Origin of the sequence: Rhodoluna sp. KAS3 (genome assembly GCF_026000575.1) — a bacterium.
Classification (GTDB): domain Bacteria; phylum Actinomycetota; class Actinomycetes; order Actinomycetales; family Microbacteriaceae; genus Rhodoluna.
Map to the genome: position 1 here is coordinate 341,463 of NZ_AP026910.1, position 14,727 is coordinate 356,189.

General features: G+C 54.5%; 13 protein-coding genes and 2 tRNA genes. 11 read left to right on the plus strand and 4 right to left on the minus strand.

Annotated elements, in window-relative coordinates:
- The first annotated feature begins 64 nt into the window (after nucleotides 1-64).
- The gene (gene nudC / locus OO731_RS01760) at nucleotides 65-1,030 is read left to right on the plus strand and encodes an NAD(+) diphosphatase (RefSeq protein WP_264890421.1); all 966 of its coding nucleotides are present in this window, start codon (nucleotides 65-67) and stop codon (nucleotides 1,028-1,030) included.
- Complete coding sequence (locus OO731_RS01765) at nucleotides 1,020-2,699, plus strand: ATP-dependent helicase (protein WP_264890422.1); 1,680 nt, start codon at nucleotides 1,020-1,022, stop codon at nucleotides 2,697-2,699. Before nudC ends, OO731_RS01765 begins: the two co-directional genes overlap by 11 nt.
- Here OO731_RS01765 and OO731_RS01770 read toward each other — a convergent pair.
- Together OO731_RS01770 and OO731_RS01775 are read right to left on the minus strand one after the other, a co-directional pair.
- Nucleotides 2,679-3,734, minus strand: coding sequence for a hypothetical protein (locus tag OO731_RS01770; protein ID WP_264890423.1), 1,056 nt, complete (start codon nucleotides 3,732-3,734; stop codon nucleotides 2,679-2,681). The genes OO731_RS01765 and OO731_RS01770 overlap by 21 nt on opposite strands.
- A gap of 53 nt (nucleotides 3,735-3,787) precedes the next feature.
- Nucleotides 3,788-5,029 (minus strand): zinc-dependent metalloprotease, encoded by a 1,242-nt coding sequence (locus tag OO731_RS01775; protein WP_264890424.1) that lies wholly within the window; start codon nucleotides 5,027-5,029, stop codon nucleotides 3,788-3,790.
- Nucleotides 5,030-5,098: 69 nt separating this feature from the next.
- On the opposite strand from OO731_RS01775, the gene OO731_RS01780 reads away from it, so the two are divergent.
- The 9 genes from OO731_RS01780 to rdgB all read left to right on the plus strand — a co-directional run bounded on the left by OO731_RS01780 (nucleotide 5,099) and on the right by rdgB (nucleotide 13,920).
- Nucleotides 5,099-6,196, plus strand: a complete 1,098-nt coding sequence (locus OO731_RS01780) for a S16 family serine protease (RefSeq protein ID WP_264890425.1) — start codon at nucleotides 5,099-5,101, stop codon at nucleotides 6,194-6,196.
- Nucleotides 6,197-6,211: 15 nt separating this feature from the next.
- Nucleotides 6,212-9,094, plus strand: a complete 2,883-nt coding sequence (locus tag OO731_RS01785) for a UPF0182 family protein (RefSeq protein ID WP_264890654.1) — start codon at nucleotides 6,212-6,214, stop codon at nucleotides 9,092-9,094.
- A 45-nt stretch (nucleotides 9,095-9,139) separates the two neighbouring features.
- A tRNA-Met gene (locus OO731_RS01790) sits at nucleotides 9,140-9,213 on the plus strand.
- A gap of 97 nt (nucleotides 9,214-9,310) precedes the next feature.
- A complete protein-coding gene (locus OO731_RS01795) occupies nucleotides 9,311-10,174 on the plus strand; it encodes a hypothetical protein (protein WP_264890426.1) in 864 nt (287 codons plus the stop codon).
- Nucleotides 10,175-10,258: 84 nt separating this feature from the next.
- Nucleotides 10,259-11,482 carry a trypsin-like peptidase domain-containing protein gene (locus OO731_RS01800; protein ID WP_264890427.1) on the plus strand — a complete coding sequence of 408 codons (1,224 nt, stop codon included), beginning with the start codon at nucleotides 10,259-10,261 and terminating at the stop codon, nucleotides 11,480-11,482.
- A gap of 22 nt (nucleotides 11,483-11,504) precedes the next feature.
- Nucleotides 11,505-11,792 carry a DUF3039 domain-containing protein gene (locus tag OO731_RS01805; RefSeq protein ID WP_264890428.1) on the plus strand — a complete coding sequence of 96 codons (288 nt, stop codon included), beginning with the start codon at nucleotides 11,505-11,507 and terminating at the stop codon, nucleotides 11,790-11,792.
- Between the two features lie 9 nt (nucleotides 11,793-11,801).
- On the plus strand, nucleotides 11,802-12,605 hold the full coding sequence (murI, locus tag OO731_RS01810; protein ID WP_138275119.1) for a glutamate racemase: 804 nt from the start codon (nucleotides 11,802-11,804) through the stop codon (nucleotides 12,603-12,605).
- On the plus strand, nucleotides 12,602-13,339 hold the full coding sequence (gene rph / locus OO731_RS01815; protein WP_138315353.1) for a ribonuclease PH: 738 nt from the start codon (nucleotides 12,602-12,604) through the stop codon (nucleotides 13,337-13,339). Before murI ends, rph begins: the two co-directional genes overlap by 4 nt.
- The gene (rdgB, locus tag OO731_RS01820; protein WP_264890429.1) at nucleotides 13,339-13,920 is read left to right on the plus strand and encodes an RdgB/HAM1 family non-canonical purine NTP pyrophosphatase; all 582 of its coding nucleotides are present in this window, start codon (nucleotides 13,339-13,341) and stop codon (nucleotides 13,918-13,920) included. The genes rph and rdgB overlap by 1 nt, the downstream gene beginning before the upstream one ends.
- Here the strand turns inward: rdgB and OO731_RS01825 are convergent.
- The gene (locus OO731_RS01825) at nucleotides 13,917-14,573 is read right to left on the minus strand and encodes a VTT domain-containing protein (RefSeq protein ID WP_264890430.1); all 657 of its coding nucleotides are present in this window, start codon (nucleotides 14,571-14,573) and stop codon (nucleotides 13,917-13,919) included. The two genes, rdgB and OO731_RS01825, sit on opposite strands and share 4 nt — an antisense overlap.
- A gap of 10 nt (nucleotides 14,574-14,583) precedes the next feature.
- A tRNA-Arg gene (locus OO731_RS01830) sits at nucleotides 14,584-14,655 on the minus strand.
- Nucleotides 14,656-14,727 lie beyond the last annotated feature (72 nt).

Sequence of the window (14,727 nt, forward strand, 5' to 3'; positions counted from 1 at the left end):
AAAGGGTAGAAGAAAATTTCTCGAACGCCCCGCATCGCCACGCGAATCTAGACAGAGAGCCCAAATGGATCAGTTGCTAAACCTGCCGATGGCACGCACTGCGATTGATCGTGACTATCTTGCGCGCGTTCAGCCGGGCCTCTTTGAAAATCTTGCGTCTACTCACTCGACCCGCTACCTGCTAATCAACCGCGGGAGAGTGCTTCTGGATGGGCCGGCCGAACAAGCTCAGCCGCGCCTTCACCTGATTGAGCGACCGACACAGGTTGAGCCAATTGTTGAGGTCTATCTGGGTCGTTCTGAGGTTGCCGAACAGCCAGTAGAAGCTGGGGCGGCTGTGGTGCTTTGGGTAGTAGACGACAGCGCGGCTGATTCGATTTCTTCAGACGGTTGGCATCAATTGAGGCGCACCGGTGCGGGGCTTTCAGCGCTGCACGCGGGGCTTTACACGCAGGCTTTGGCGCTCTCAAATTGGCATGCAACGCATCAGTTCTGCCCAAGATGCGGCACCTTGACCAGCATCGATCAAGCCGGTTGGGTCCGCGTTTGCCCGCAAGATTCGCACCAGGTTTTTCCTCGCACCGACCCAGCCATCATCGTGTCAGTTATTGATCAGCACGATCGAATTCTGCTTGGCTCGCAGGGAGTTTGGGAAGACAACCGTTGGTCCATCCTGGCCGGGTTTGTTGAACCCGGTGAATCGCTAACCGCAGCCGTACGCCGCGAAATGTTCGAAGAAGCCGGAGTCCGGGTTGTCCAACCGGAGTATCTCGGAAGCCAGGCGTGGCCTTTTCCTTACTCGCTCATGGTTGGCTTTACCGCCAAAGTCGATCCTGCATTTGCCGATGCTGACTTGGCACCCGATGGTGATGAGATTGAAAAGTTGCGCTGGTTTAGTCGTGCTGACATCGAGGCTGAGGCAAGTTCGTTGCTGCTTCCGGGGCGCATGAGCATCTCTCGCGCAATTATCGAGCACTGGTACGGATCAGAGATTGTCTCGGCAACGGAGTTGGGCCAAATTGGATCCTGAACTTCTGCTTGAAAACCTTGACCCTGAACAGCGACTAGCAGCTGAGTCGTTGGTGGGTCCGACCTGCATCCTGGCCGGTGCGGGCACGGGAAAAACCACAACCGTCACCCATCGAATTGCCTACGGTATTGCCACCGGATTTTATGCGGCCAACCGTGTACTTGCCCTGACCTATACCAACCGAGCTGCCGGCGAGCTCAGAGCCCGGCTTCGCCAATTGGGTGTCGGTGCCGTATCGGTGAAGACTTTTCACGCTGCGGCGTTGTCTCAGCTTGAATTCTTCTGGCCACAGTTTGCCGGCGTTCCTGCACCAGCTGTTTTGCAGTCCAAGGCCCGGATGATTTCTGAAGTAGCCGATTCAGTCAAGATTCGTCTTGATGCCGGCGCGGTACGCGATTTTGCAGCAGAAATCGAATGGCGCAAATATTCGATGCTGAGCCTGGAGCAGTACGCCGAGGTAGTGGCGAGTCGCCCTAAAGTTGCCGGGCTGAGTCCCAGCAAAAACGTTGAGCTTCAGGCAGCTTACGAAGAAGCAAAAGTTAAGGCCCAAAAAATTGACTGGGAAGATGTCTTGGTGCTAACCCTCGGTCTTTTGCGAGCCGAGCCGCGAGCCCTCGCCCATGTGCACCAGCAGTATCGATTTTTTACGGTTGACGAATACCAGGACATTTCGCCGCTTCAGCACGCGCTTTTGGATACCTGGTTGGGTAACCACTCGGACATTTGCGTTGTCGGAGACCCGAATCAAACCATCTACTCATTCACCGGAGCTACCAGCGAATTTTTGCAAAATTTTGGCAGCCGATACGAGGGTTCTGTCGAGGTTCAGCTGACTCGCAACTACCGCTCGACTCAGCAAATTGTTAATTTCGCAAACCGCCTAACCCAAGATTCATCGGCGGTTGAACCTCTCGTGTCGCAGGGTGAACCCGGTTTGGCGCCGCGCACCCTTTCTTTTGCTACCGTCGCCGACGAGTGTTCTGGGGTGGCTCAGGCCATCCGGGTCAAGCTCGATCAGGGCGTTAAGCCAAGCGACATGGCAGTCTTGTACCGGGTCAACGGCCAGTCTGAGGCTATTGAAAACGCTTTGGCGCATGCCGGAATTGATTACCAGGTGCGCGGGGGAGAGCGGTTCTTCAATCGACCAGAAGTCCAAAATGCAATTCGTGCAATTCGGGCTCAAGCCGTGGCCCCGATTGATAAAAGCCTGTTCGAAGCTGTGTCTGATATTTGCCGGTCTCTCGGTTGGCAAGCCCAACAGCCGCAGGAGCATGGCAGCGCACGCGAGAAGTGGGAGTCACTCAATTCACTGTTGGCCATCACCGAAGAATTGCCGGCCGGCTCTAACGTAATGGACTTTGCCAAAGAACTCGAAGAGCGCCAGCGATCTCAACATGAGCCAATCAAGGCTGCAGTCACGCTGTCTACGATTCACGCTGCCAAGGGTTTGGAATGGCCTTACGTTTTTGTCGTTGGCCTCACCGAGGGTTACCTGCCGATCAGCTATGCCGTGACTCCAGCAGAAATCCGAGAAGAACAACGTTTGCTTTACGTTGGCTTGACGCGCGCCAAGAAAGAATTGACCCTATCCTGGGCCCGCCGAGACGCAGTGAGCGGCCGCGACCGCGAACCATCCAGGTTTTTTGGCCTACTCCAGCCCCGAGGGTGATTGGCAACTGCACTTGGGTGACACCGGCCAGCTAATTTCTACCAGCTCCCCAGATGACCGATGAAGTTCATAACCCACTCGATTTTCGCCGACCTGGCCAAATCCGCTGACCGTATCGATGAGTTGAAGAATTTTCTGTAGCGCCAGACCCGCGGCAAAAAACTGAGCGGTTGAATCATCGAAACGGTGCTTTCGGCCGACCAATTGACTTGCCACAGCTGGCCAAGATGGGTCGGCAGTGGCGCGGCTCTGTTCGAGGCAGAGAAGGCACGGTGTCTGCCCCGGCAGAATGATGGGGCTCACCGATACCGATTCAGCCCCAGCTGTGATGGCCAGGTGCGGCACATCGCGGTTCATCCAGGTGGAGTAAAGCACTGGCGCAACCACCTGATGGCCGACTAATACCGCGCATTCAATTTGATCTAGCTGATGTTCTTTGAGTGGCATGGCATGAATTCGGGCCTGATTTGGAGAGGCAGCCAGGAGTAAATTGAGGGCATTTATCTTAGAGTGGCCCAAAAGTTGCGTCGGATATCCGGTCGGGCCTAGGTCCTCCGGCATCACTTTCGAGGAGTCTGCGCTGTAAATTTGTCCGATGCCAGCTGAGGCTAGACCGAGCGCCAAAGATAGACCGGCACCACCTAGGTGATCGATGCTGATTTTCCTGAGTCCTCGCTCAATAAGAACTTGTTCGCCATTGAAGCCGGTTTGCAAACTGGCGCGCACAATCTCGGCAAAGGCCGATTCAACGTATTCGCTGGCAAGTGGTTGGACCTTCCCTGCGGGCTCAATCTGTTTCTCAAGTACCGAGTCGAGTTCGCGAAGCAGGGCCTTTGATTCTGAGTCTGATACGCCCAACTGTGAACTAAAAGAATCAAAATGCTGATCTGCTATACCCCGATACAGGGCAGCAATCAATTTCTCCTGTGCCGGAGACAGCCGTCTGAATACCGGTTGGTTTTTACCCAAACCGATTTGGAGGGTGTGTGGATCGCGCCAAATTGACTGCTGGTGAGGATTTATTCGGATAACCATGGCTTGATTGTGGTCAAGTCATGAATTAGCGGTCTAAGTTATCCCCAAATTTCCTAGTCGCCGAGTAAGTCTCGCAGCGCGCGATCAAAGTCGTCTGCCTCAGGTGATTTACCTTGAAGCTTCTCAATTAGCGCGGCCGGGTTATTGATGTCCTCGCCAGTTGGCGCCAGGTCAGGGTGGTCCCACAGGTTATCGCGGCGATCAATTCCAACAGCGTCGGTAACCGCGCGCCACATTGCCGTTGCTTCCCGAAGTCGCCTTGGGCGCAGTTCCAAACCAATCAGTGTGCCAAAAGTAAGCTCGGCTGGGCCGGCGGTGGCTCTTCTGCGTCGGACTGACTCGGCAATCGCACCAGACCTAGGGAGGAGTCGGGTTGCATCTTCGGTGACAACGTCAACCCAGCCCTCAATCAAGGCCAGCATGTTTTCGATGCTTGCCAGCGCCTGGTTCTGTTCGTCGGTGCGCTCTGAAATAAAAGCTCCCGATTCAATGGCCTGCTTGATTGCATCGGTGTCGTTTGGGTCCAAGCTCTCGGCCAACTCACTGATGCGATCGCTGTCGATTGAGATTTCGGATGCGTAAGTCGTGATTTGGGACACAACGTGATCTCTCAACCACTTGCTGTGCTTGAACAAGCGGACGTGCGCCATCTCCCGAATCGTAAGGTAAATGTAAGCCTGATCGGTTTCTTCGCCCAGTCCCTCAACGAACTCCTGAAGGTTCTGCGGAACGAATGCCGCCCTTTGATCTTTGAAGAGTGGAAGACCGATGTCTCCGCCGCTGAGCACCTCGCTCGAAAGCTTGCCGAGTGCCTGCCCCAACTGGATTGCAAACAGCGTTCCACCAACGGACTTCATGAGGTCTCCGGCGTTGCCCAAAACGCCGGCTAATTCGGGTGGAAGGTTTTGCGTGAGCTGTTCACTTAGGGCAGCGCTCATTCGATTAGCTACCGGCTGGGTTAGGTCCTGGAACAACGGCATTGCATCAGCAACCCACAATTCTCGGCTAAGCAATTTTGGCTCTGACGTGAGTTCTGAGATCGCGGTTGCACAGTTGAGCCAGAGGCTGCCGATTGAGACGCCGTCGTGAATGCCCTTGCGAGCCGCATCGGTAATCGATTTTGCGCCGCTCCTAGCGGTTTCCTTGGCCTGGCTCATTGCCATTTGCCAATTTACGCCGGAGCTGCCAGTGCCGCCAGGCATCATGTTCATAGCCTGCTGCAGGTTTTTCATAAAAGCTGCCAGGTCTTCTGGGTTCATGCCCATCGGGTTCTGAGGGTTGTCGTTGTTCGTCATACCGTCCTTACCTTCATAACCATAATCACGCTTAGGCTTAAGTGAATCGAAAGTTTGTGAAAGGTTGCTGTGAGTTTCTTCAACGAGTCCACTTCTACAGGTTCTCGACAGCAGCCCAAGCGCGCTTGGGGGCTGATCCTCACTAGCCTGGCGACTCTCGGGCTCGTGCTGGCCATGTTCTTGCCGGCCCCGTACGTAATCGAGAAACCAGGCCCAACATTCAATGTTCTGGGTCAGAGTGATCAAAAAGACATCATCACAGTTAGTGGTGCGCAAACTTACAAAACCGACGGAAATTTGAACCTCCTCACAGTCAGCGTTGTGGGCAACCGTGAGCAGACACCCGGTTGGTTGGAGCTGCTTTTGGCCTGGCTTGATCCAGCCCAGAGCGTTTTGCCGCTAGATCAAGTCTTTCCGCCAAGCCAAACTCAAGAAGAGGTTCAGGCCGAGAGCACGGCCATGATGGAGATGTCCCAGCAGGATGCCATCGCAGTGGCGCTAGCCGAACTGGGATACGAAGTACCGGTCCACGTCTACGTCAGCGCGGTCCTAAAAAATGCTCCCGCCTCGGGCATTCTTGTTGCCGGTGATTTCATAACCTCAATCAATGGTGAAGCCATCTTTGACATCGATGTTCTGCGCGATCGCGTAGCCAAATATGATGGCGTGACGCCACTTGCGGTTGGAATTTTGCGCAAGGGTGTTGAAAAAACAGTCTCGATTGTTCCTGAGAAAGACGCCTCAGATGACGGCAAGTACCGCATGGGTGTCAGCGTCGGCTACAAGTTTGATTTCCCAGTCGACGTCCAGCTCGAGCTCGGCTCTGTCGGTGGGCCATCGGGCGGAATGATGTTTGCCCTAGGGATCTATGACAAGTTAACCCCCGGAGCCCTTACCGGGGGCCAGTTCATCGCTGGCACCGGCACAATCAGTGCAGCGGGTCAGATTGGGCCCATCGGTGGAATTCGTCAAAAGCTTTACGGCGCTGATCGAGACGGCGCTGAATACTTTTTAGCCCCTAGCGAAAACTGCGATGAAGTTATTGGCAATATTCCGGAAGGTCTTCAAGTATTTAAGGTTGAAACCTTTGATGACGCGCTGTCGATTGTGAACGCTATCGGGCAGCAAGCAGACCTTAGTGGTCTACCAGTTTGTAGCACCAAATAACGCAACAGGAGAATGATGACAACCGCCACCAATCTGAATGCCAAGCGCCGCCGATCACCCGCTTCAATCGCCACCGGCATTGTCGTGGTGCTGGGTTTGGCTTTGGTTGGAGCCTCAGGTTTGTACACCGACAGCCTTTGGTTCGGGCAATTGGGTTACCAAGAGGTATTCACCACGCAAATTTTGGCTCAGGCTGGTGTCTTCGCCGCAGCTGCGTTGTTCTTCGGCCTAATTACTTGGTTGGGTTTCTTCATTGCGTATAAAAACCGACCAATCTACCTAAAGTTTGCCGACGAGGGCGACCCATTTGCTCAGTACCGAGCTCTGCTTGACCAGCTTCGCAAAGTGGTTTCGGTCGGTTTGCCAATTCTGCTCGGAATCTTTGCCGGTGTCGCGGCAGCAAGCCGCTGGCCGATTGTGATGATGTGGCTGAACCGCACATATACCGGTGAGGTTGATGCTCAATTTGGTCTTGATGTTTCTTTCTACATGTTTGACCTGCCGTTCCTGCAGGCGCTAACCAGTTTCGTCTCGGCCGCCGTCCTATTGGCCGGAATCATCGCTGCCGCGGTGCACATCATTTACGGCAACATCCGTTTCCGCGGTCGCGAGACCAAGGTTGGCAAGTCAGCTCGAGTTCAGTTGTCAGTAACCGCTGCACTTTACCTTTTGGTTCAGGGTGCTTCGCTGTGGCTTGACCAGTACTCGACAATGACTAGCTCAAGCGGCCTGTACACCGGTGCAACGTACACCGATGTCAACGCAACTATCCCGGGCTTCCAGATTCTCGCTCTGATTTCTTTGGTCGTAGCGATTCTCTTCTTGATCACCGCGGTTATGGGCAAATGGCGACTACCGATCATGGGTACCGCTCTGATGATCATCAGCTCGATGGTTCTCGGAGCACTTTATCCGTGGATCGTTCAGACCTTCCAGGTGGGCCCAAATGAGCGCACGATTGAGGCTCAGTACATCGAGCGCAACATCGAAGCCACTCGTGCCGCCTACGGCCTGGATGCTGTTGAAGCGGTTGAATACGATGCTGAAACCACCGCAACTTCGGGTGCTCTTCGTGAAGATGCTGAAACTACGGCAAACATCCGAATTATTGACCCTGCCCTGGTCAGCGCTTCGTTCAAACAGCTTGAGCAGTACAAGCAGTACTACAGCTTTGAATCGCACCTGGATGTCGACCGCTACACGATTGACGGAAAGACTCAAGACACCGTTATTGCGGTTCGCGAGCTTGACCAGGCCGGTCTGGGCGACAGCCAGTCTTGGTACAACAACGTAATTGTTTACACCCACGGATACGGTGTGGTTGCCGCCTACGGTAACCAGCGATCAGCCGAGGGTCAGCCGGTTTTCTTGCAAAAGGGAATTCCGTCGAACGGTCTGTTGGGTGAGTACGAGCCGAGAATTTACTTCGGCGAATCATCACCGGTTTACTCAATCGTGGGTGGACCTGCCAACACCGAGCCACGCGAGTTGGACTATCCAGCCGGTGATGGCGAGGCAGACCAGACCTACACCACCTTTACCGGTGACGGCGGTCCAAAGCTAGACAACATCTTTGCCCGTCTGGCCTATGCGTTGAAGTTCCAGAGCGAGCAAATTTTGCTGTCCGATGCTCTCAACAACGAGTCCCAGATTCTTTACGATCGAGACCCGCGTACCCGAGTTTCTGAAGTAGCTCCGTACCTAACTCTCGACAGTGACAGCTACCCAGCTGTGGTTGATGGTCGCGTGGTTTGGATTGTTGATGGTTACACAACCTCGGCTAACTATCCTTACTCGCGCGCAGAGAACTTCGGCGACGCAATTACCGACAGCAACTCAGGAACCATTTCAACTCGCGGTTCGATTAACTACATCCGTAACTCGGTGAAGGCCACAGTAGACGCCTACGACGGCAGCGTGACCCTGTACGCGTGGGATGAAACCGACCCAATCCTGAAGACTTGGTCGAAGATCTTCCCAAACACCATCAAGCCGGTATCTGAGATGTCGGGTGACCTTATGAGTCACGTTCGTTACCCGGCTGACCTCTTCAAGATGCAGCGAGCTGTGCTTGGTTCATATCACGTCACCGATGCTGGCGCTTTCTACTCGCAGGAAGACGCTTGGATGACCCCAAACGATCCGGTTAGCGGTTCAGACAGCAACCAGGTTCTGCAGCCGCCTTACTACCTGACTCTTCAGGTTCCTGGCGCGACAGCCCCAAGTTTCTCGCTGTACTCAACCTTCATTCCTCGATCGACTGGTGAATCAAGCCGAAACGTTTTGAAGGGCTACTTTGTAGTTGACTCGGATGCCGGCTCCACCGATGGAAAGGTATCCAGCAACTATGGAAAGTTGCGGTTGCTAACCCTCCCAGCCAGCACAATCGTGCCGGGTCCTGGTCAGGTTCAGAACGCATTCTCGGCCGACTCTGAAGTATCCCGATTGCTAAATATTTTGCGTCAGGGTTCAACTCAGGTGCTAAACGGTAACCTACTTACCCTTCCGGTCGGTGGTGGATTGCTTTACGTCCAGCCGGTTTACATTAAGTCAACCGGCGAGACCAGCTTCCCGCTGCTTAAGAAGGTATTGGTTGCCTTCGGTGACAAGATTGCCTTCGAAGACACCCTTGATGAAGCCCTTGATTCGCTGTTCGGCGGCAACTCGGGTGCTGAGGCCGGAGATGGCGACGGTGTCACGGTGCCTGAAGAGCCTGGCGTTGAAGAGCCAACCACCGGTGAAGGCACAAACGCTGCTCTAGCCGCTGCGCTTGAAAAGGCTCGCAAGGCCATGCTTGACCGCGAGGCGGCTATGGCGGCCGGCGACTGGGCAGCTTACGGCAAGGCTGACGACGCTCTGAAGGCAGCAATTGAGGCGGCGATCGCGGCATCAAACTAGCCGGCTGGAACTTCTCCTCGAGGCGTGCTACACTTGGAACTTCGCCGCGGGGTGGAGCAGTTCGGTAGCTCGCCGGGCTCATAACCCGGAGGTCGTAGGTTCAAATCCTGCCCCCGCAACTAGAACAAAAACCCGGTTCACCAGAAATGGTGGGCCGGGTTTTTGTTGCTGTTGATAACTTAAGCGCTGGATTCACGTGGCACCTAGCATCAGTTCATGTTTGCAAAACAGTTTGCCGGATTCGGCTTGGCACTAATGCTGTGCCTGTTGGTGCCGTTGCCATCTCCCAGTTGGGCGGCCTGCAAGGTCAATAGGTCCTCTGACGGAATCCAGCACGGTTCCGTCGTAGTCGGTTCAACGGTAACCATTTGCGGTTCAGCTCAATCGGTTCAGCCGGGCCGCAAGAGCACCGTGTCAAAAGTTCAACCTAAGGTGCAGTCCAAGGTCACCGCACCGGTGGTGGCTAAGCCTGCACCAAGAAAAGCAAATCAGTATGACAAGCATCGAGGTTGGGTTACGCCACCGATTAAGGCAAAGCCCAAAATAGCCGCCAAGCCTAAAATTTCCATCAAAAAGGTTGTCAAGAAAGCCACAAAAATAAGTTCACCTACAGCCATTTCTAAATCAGCCGAGGCCTCATTCAACGTTCAGGACCTCGAGGTGAGCGTAAGTCCTGGTTCGCAAGTCATCACTGGGCAAGTGCTCCGGTTTGGCACCAATGCCAGCACACACTTCGGCAGGGGCAACATCCTCGGCAAAAACGCTGAGGTCAGGTTTAGCCTTCGGCAAATCGGTTGGCATTTTGGCGACGACACCGAATCTTCAGCGGCAAATCCACAAAAAGCATTTTGGTCAGAAGGCCAATTCACGGTAGTTGCCCATGCCACTTATTCGGTCGCGTATCGCCTGGCTGGCGCTACATCCTGGATCCCATCCGGGGCCGAGATAACCACAACTGCGGAGGTAATCGTCGAGGTGGGGGTAGATTCGGAAACTCAAACCCAAGAGAGCGCCGATAGGCGAGTTTTGTTGGTGGGGGAGCCATGCAGAGCTGATTTGAGCGTGTTTGGCTGCGGATAACTGGTTTCAGGTTTCTCTCAGAGAGTTTTCATAAACTATTCAGACACGCTTGGCAATCTATTTGTCAAAGATGAAAGGCTTAAAGTGTCTGATTACAACCGTCAATTTGTATTTGAAGTTGCTAAACCGGTGGAGTTGGTCAAACCTAAGCTCACGCTTCGCCAAAGATTAGCTAAAAAGACCACATTCCTTACTGGCACGGCCGCCATCACCCTGGGTGCCGTAATTGGCGCTGGTGTTGGTGCCGGCGTCGGCGTATCCGTCTACAACTACTGGACGAGACCTGCCCCAATCGTGGTCAACAACACCGATGATGTGAACTGGGTTACGGCCGCTGCCGCCAAGGCTTCACCGTCAGTCGCAACCATCAATGTTTCGGGATCAGCCGGTGGCGGAAACGGGTCCGGCGTATTTTTGACCGAAGATGGATACCTTTTGACCAACACCCACGTGGTGACGCTGGACGGCTCAGAGGCGCAGGCAGAAATTGAAGTCAAAACCTGGGATGGTCACGTCTACCCTGCGACCATCGTCGGAACCGACCCAATCAACGACCTGGCTGTCATCAAGGTCGAGGCACCAATTACCTTCACCCCGATAACTTTTGCCGACTCTAGCAAGCTCAATGTTGGCGCCCGCGTTGTTGCCCTGGGAGCCCCACTCGGATTGGCCAATACGGTGACCGAAGGCGTTGTTTCAGCACTGAATCGAACCATTCAGGTGGCATCGGCAGCGGCACCAGAGAATTCAGATTCCGGCCAGGGTGGTTTGCAGCTTTTCAGTGGCAGCGGAACTGCCATCAACCTCCGGGTAATTCAAACCGATGCTGCCATCAACCCAGGTAACTCTGGTGGTGCGCTGGTTAATTCCACCGGTGAGCTTGTAGGTATCAATGTGGCAATTGCATCGGCCGGCAGCTCAGGTTCGTCCGGCAGCATTGGTGTGGGTTTTGCTATCCCTTCGAATGTGGCCAAGAGAATTGCCAGCGAAATTATGGCTAGTGGCAGTGCCAGCCATGCCCTGCTTGGAGCAGGCGTAACGGATGCCGCCAACTCAGACAACAACACCAGCTTTAGTGTGGGCGCCGAAATCCGTGAACTCACTCCGGGTGGCGCGGCCGAGCTTGGCAAGCTCGAGGTTGGCGACATCATCGTTGAATTCAACGGAGTTCCGATTGCTTCGGCAAGTGAATTAACGGCTGCCGTTCGTCAAGAGCCGGCCGGCGCAGTGGCTGAGGTTACTTTCATTCGGGATGGCAAGACCATGAGCCTGAAGGTAACCTTAGGAGACGCGGCTGACCTTGAATAGTCGCGGATTCGAAGGGAGCGCCATGAGCGATTTTGGTAGTGAGAGCATCGGCGGGCAGACCGCCGGATCAACTCTGCTTGAAGAGCAGGTTCAAAATGTTGAGCCAGGCGACCACGAGCGTAATTCTCATTACGTTCGCAAAGAAAAGATTGTCGAGTCGGCAGTTTTGGGTACGCCGGTCATCGCGCTGTGCGGCAAAGTCTGGGTCCCGGGTCGTGACCCAGAAAAGTTTCCGGTTTGCCCTACCTGCAAAGAAATTTATGAGGGGCTCAGACCAGAAGACCCTAAGAGTTCTGGCGACGGCAAATAGACTTACCCCGTGAATGACGCGCCAATCGGTATTTTTGACTCCGGTGTTGGCGGGCTAACCGTAGCCCGAGCCATCATCGATCAGTTGCCAAACGAATCCATCATCTATGTAGGTGACACTGCAAATACGCCCTATGGCCCAAAGTCCATTCCGGTGGTTCGTGAGCTTGCCCTAAGCGTGATGGATCGTCTGGTTGATGAGGGCGTCAAATTGCTGGTAATCGCGTGTAACTCAGCATCTGCAGCTGTCTTGCGCGACGCACGTGAGCGTTACACAGTCGGTCGAGGTATTCCGGTGGTCGAGGTTATTCAGCCCGCTGTTCGACGTGCCGTTGCAGCCACCAGAAACCGCAAAGTGGGCGTAATTGGCACCACAGCAACCATTACCTCAAAGGCCTACGATGACGCCTTCGCTGCGGCAGTGGACCTTGAAATTCACAGTGCTGCCTGCCCAAGTTTTGTTGACTACGTCGAAAAAGGCATTACCTCAGGGCCTGAGCTATTGGCGGCGGCTGAGCAGTACCTCGGCCCAATCCGTGATTCTGGCATCGATACCTTGGTGCTTGGCTGCACCCACTACCCGCTGCTTACCGGAGCCATTTCCTATGTCATGGGTGAAGACGTTACTTTGGTTTCCAGCGCTGAAGAAACAGCGAAAGACGTATATCGAACCCTAGTGGCGCACGATCTCCTCCGAACCGCAACCACCCCTCCGGTCCTAACTTTTAAGGCCACCGGAGACGCTCAATCTTTTGAAAAACTGGCACGTAGATTCCTCGGGCCAGAGGTAACCCAAGTTGAAGGACTTTCATGACCGTTCGCGCCGATGGCAGAACCCCAGACCAACTCCGCACCGTAACTATTGAACGCGGCTGGAGCGATCACGCTGAAGGCTCAGCACTGATTTCTTTCGGTGGCACAAAGGTTTTGTGCACGGCTTCGTTTACTGCTGGAGTTCCGCGTTGGAAGGTCGGCAAGGGAGAAGGCTGGGTTACCGCAGAGTACGCCATGCTTCCTCGAGCAACCAACACCCGAAATGACCGCGAGGCCGTCAAGGGCAAGATTGGTGGGCGCACCCACGAGATTTCGCGCCTAATTGGGCGCAGCCTGCGTGCCATTGTTGATGTCCGCGAGCTCGGCGAGAACACCATCGTGATCGACTGTGATGTACTTCAGGCAGATGGTGGCACCAGAACCGCTGCAATTACCGGTGCTTACGTCGCGCTGGTTGATGCCATTAGCTGGGCGCGCGAGCGCAAACTAATCAGTGCCAAGGCCAAGCCGCTGACCGACAGTGTTGCCGCTATCTCAGTTGGCATTATTGACGGCACCCCGATGCTAGACCTGGCCTACGTTGAAGACGTGCGCGCTCACACCGACATGAATGTGGTTGTTACTGGGTCGGGCAAATTTGTTGAGGTTCAGGGTACTGCCGAGGGCGTGCCATTTGACCGAGACGAGTTGAATGCCCTGCTTGACATTGCACTAAAGGGCACCGGCGAGCTAACCGAAATCCAGAAGGTTGCCCTGGCCGGATCGGCAAACTAATGGAGCTGGTGCTCGCGACTCACAACGCCCACAAGGTAGCCGAGGTTGGCGCCATCTTGGCCAACTCCGTGCCTGGTCTAAATCTGCTTGGTTACGAGGGGCCTGAGCCGGTTGAGGATGGCGTGAGTTTTCTTGAAAACGCACTCATCAAGGCACGTGCTGCCTTTGAGTTCACGGGCCGACCAGCCATTGCTGACGACTCCGGGTTGGCGGTAGAGATTCTCGGTGGCGCCCCTGGAATATTCAGCGCCCGTTGGTCCGGTACTCGCGATAATCAGGTCAACCGGCAACTGCTTTTGGCCCAATTGGCCGACGTAAAGCCAGAGCATCGGGCTGCCGCCTTCGTTTGCACTATTGCCTATGTAGACCGTGAAAACGAAGTTTCATTCACCGGCATTTGGCCTGGCAGTATTGCAACCCAGGAGCATGGCGAGCACGGTTTTGGCTACGATCCGATTTTTATCCCAGAGGGTTTTGAGGTCACTGCGGCGCAATTGGACCCTGAAGTAAAGAACCTGCTAAGCCATCGTTCGTTGGCACTTGAGCAGCTGGCCAGCTACCTAGGCTCAATCGAAAACTAACTAACTAGGGTTTCGGCCTTGTGCTCGCGTCTTGCCTTGATTACTTCGTAGGCAATCGGAATCGATGAAACCACCACGAAACCAATCGTGAAGTATTCAACGTGCTGGGCAACAAACGGAATTTTGCCCAGGAAGTAACCCAGCAGGGTGACTCCGGTTCCCCAGCCAATGACGCCGATGAAGTTGTATTTCAAGAAGTTTCGGTAAGGCATCTGTCCGATTCCGGCTGCTACCGGAACAAAGGTCCTCATGACCGGTACAAAGTGAGCCAAGATGATAGCTCGGGCGCCATAGCGCTCGAAGAAGCTGTTGGTTTTGGCAACATTCTTTTGGCTGAATAGCTTTGAATCCTGCTTATTGAAGATGGCGGGACCAGACTTTCGGCCAATCCAGTAGCCAGTTTGATCACCCAACCAGGCCGAACTCGAAATCATGATGCAGGCCAACCAGATTGGCACTGGCCAAGGCTCACCGGCGGTCGGAAAAACCACATCGCCGGTTGAAATCATTAGACCGACTACAAATAGCAGCGAGTCACCCGGCAGGAAGAAACCAACCAGCAGGCCGGTCTCAATGAAGACGATCGCGCAAACGCCAATCATCGCGAAGGCTCCGAAAGACTGAATCAGTGTTTCGGGCTCAAGCCATTCCATTCCAAACATGTGCCCCTAGCAGGATTCGAACCTGCGCTTTCGCCTCCGGAGAGCGACGCTCTATCCCCTGAGCTATAGGGGCCAGGGTGCGCTTAAAGCCTAACAGCGAGGATGGCCTATGATTTTCTAAGACTGCTGAACAACAAGGAGAAAT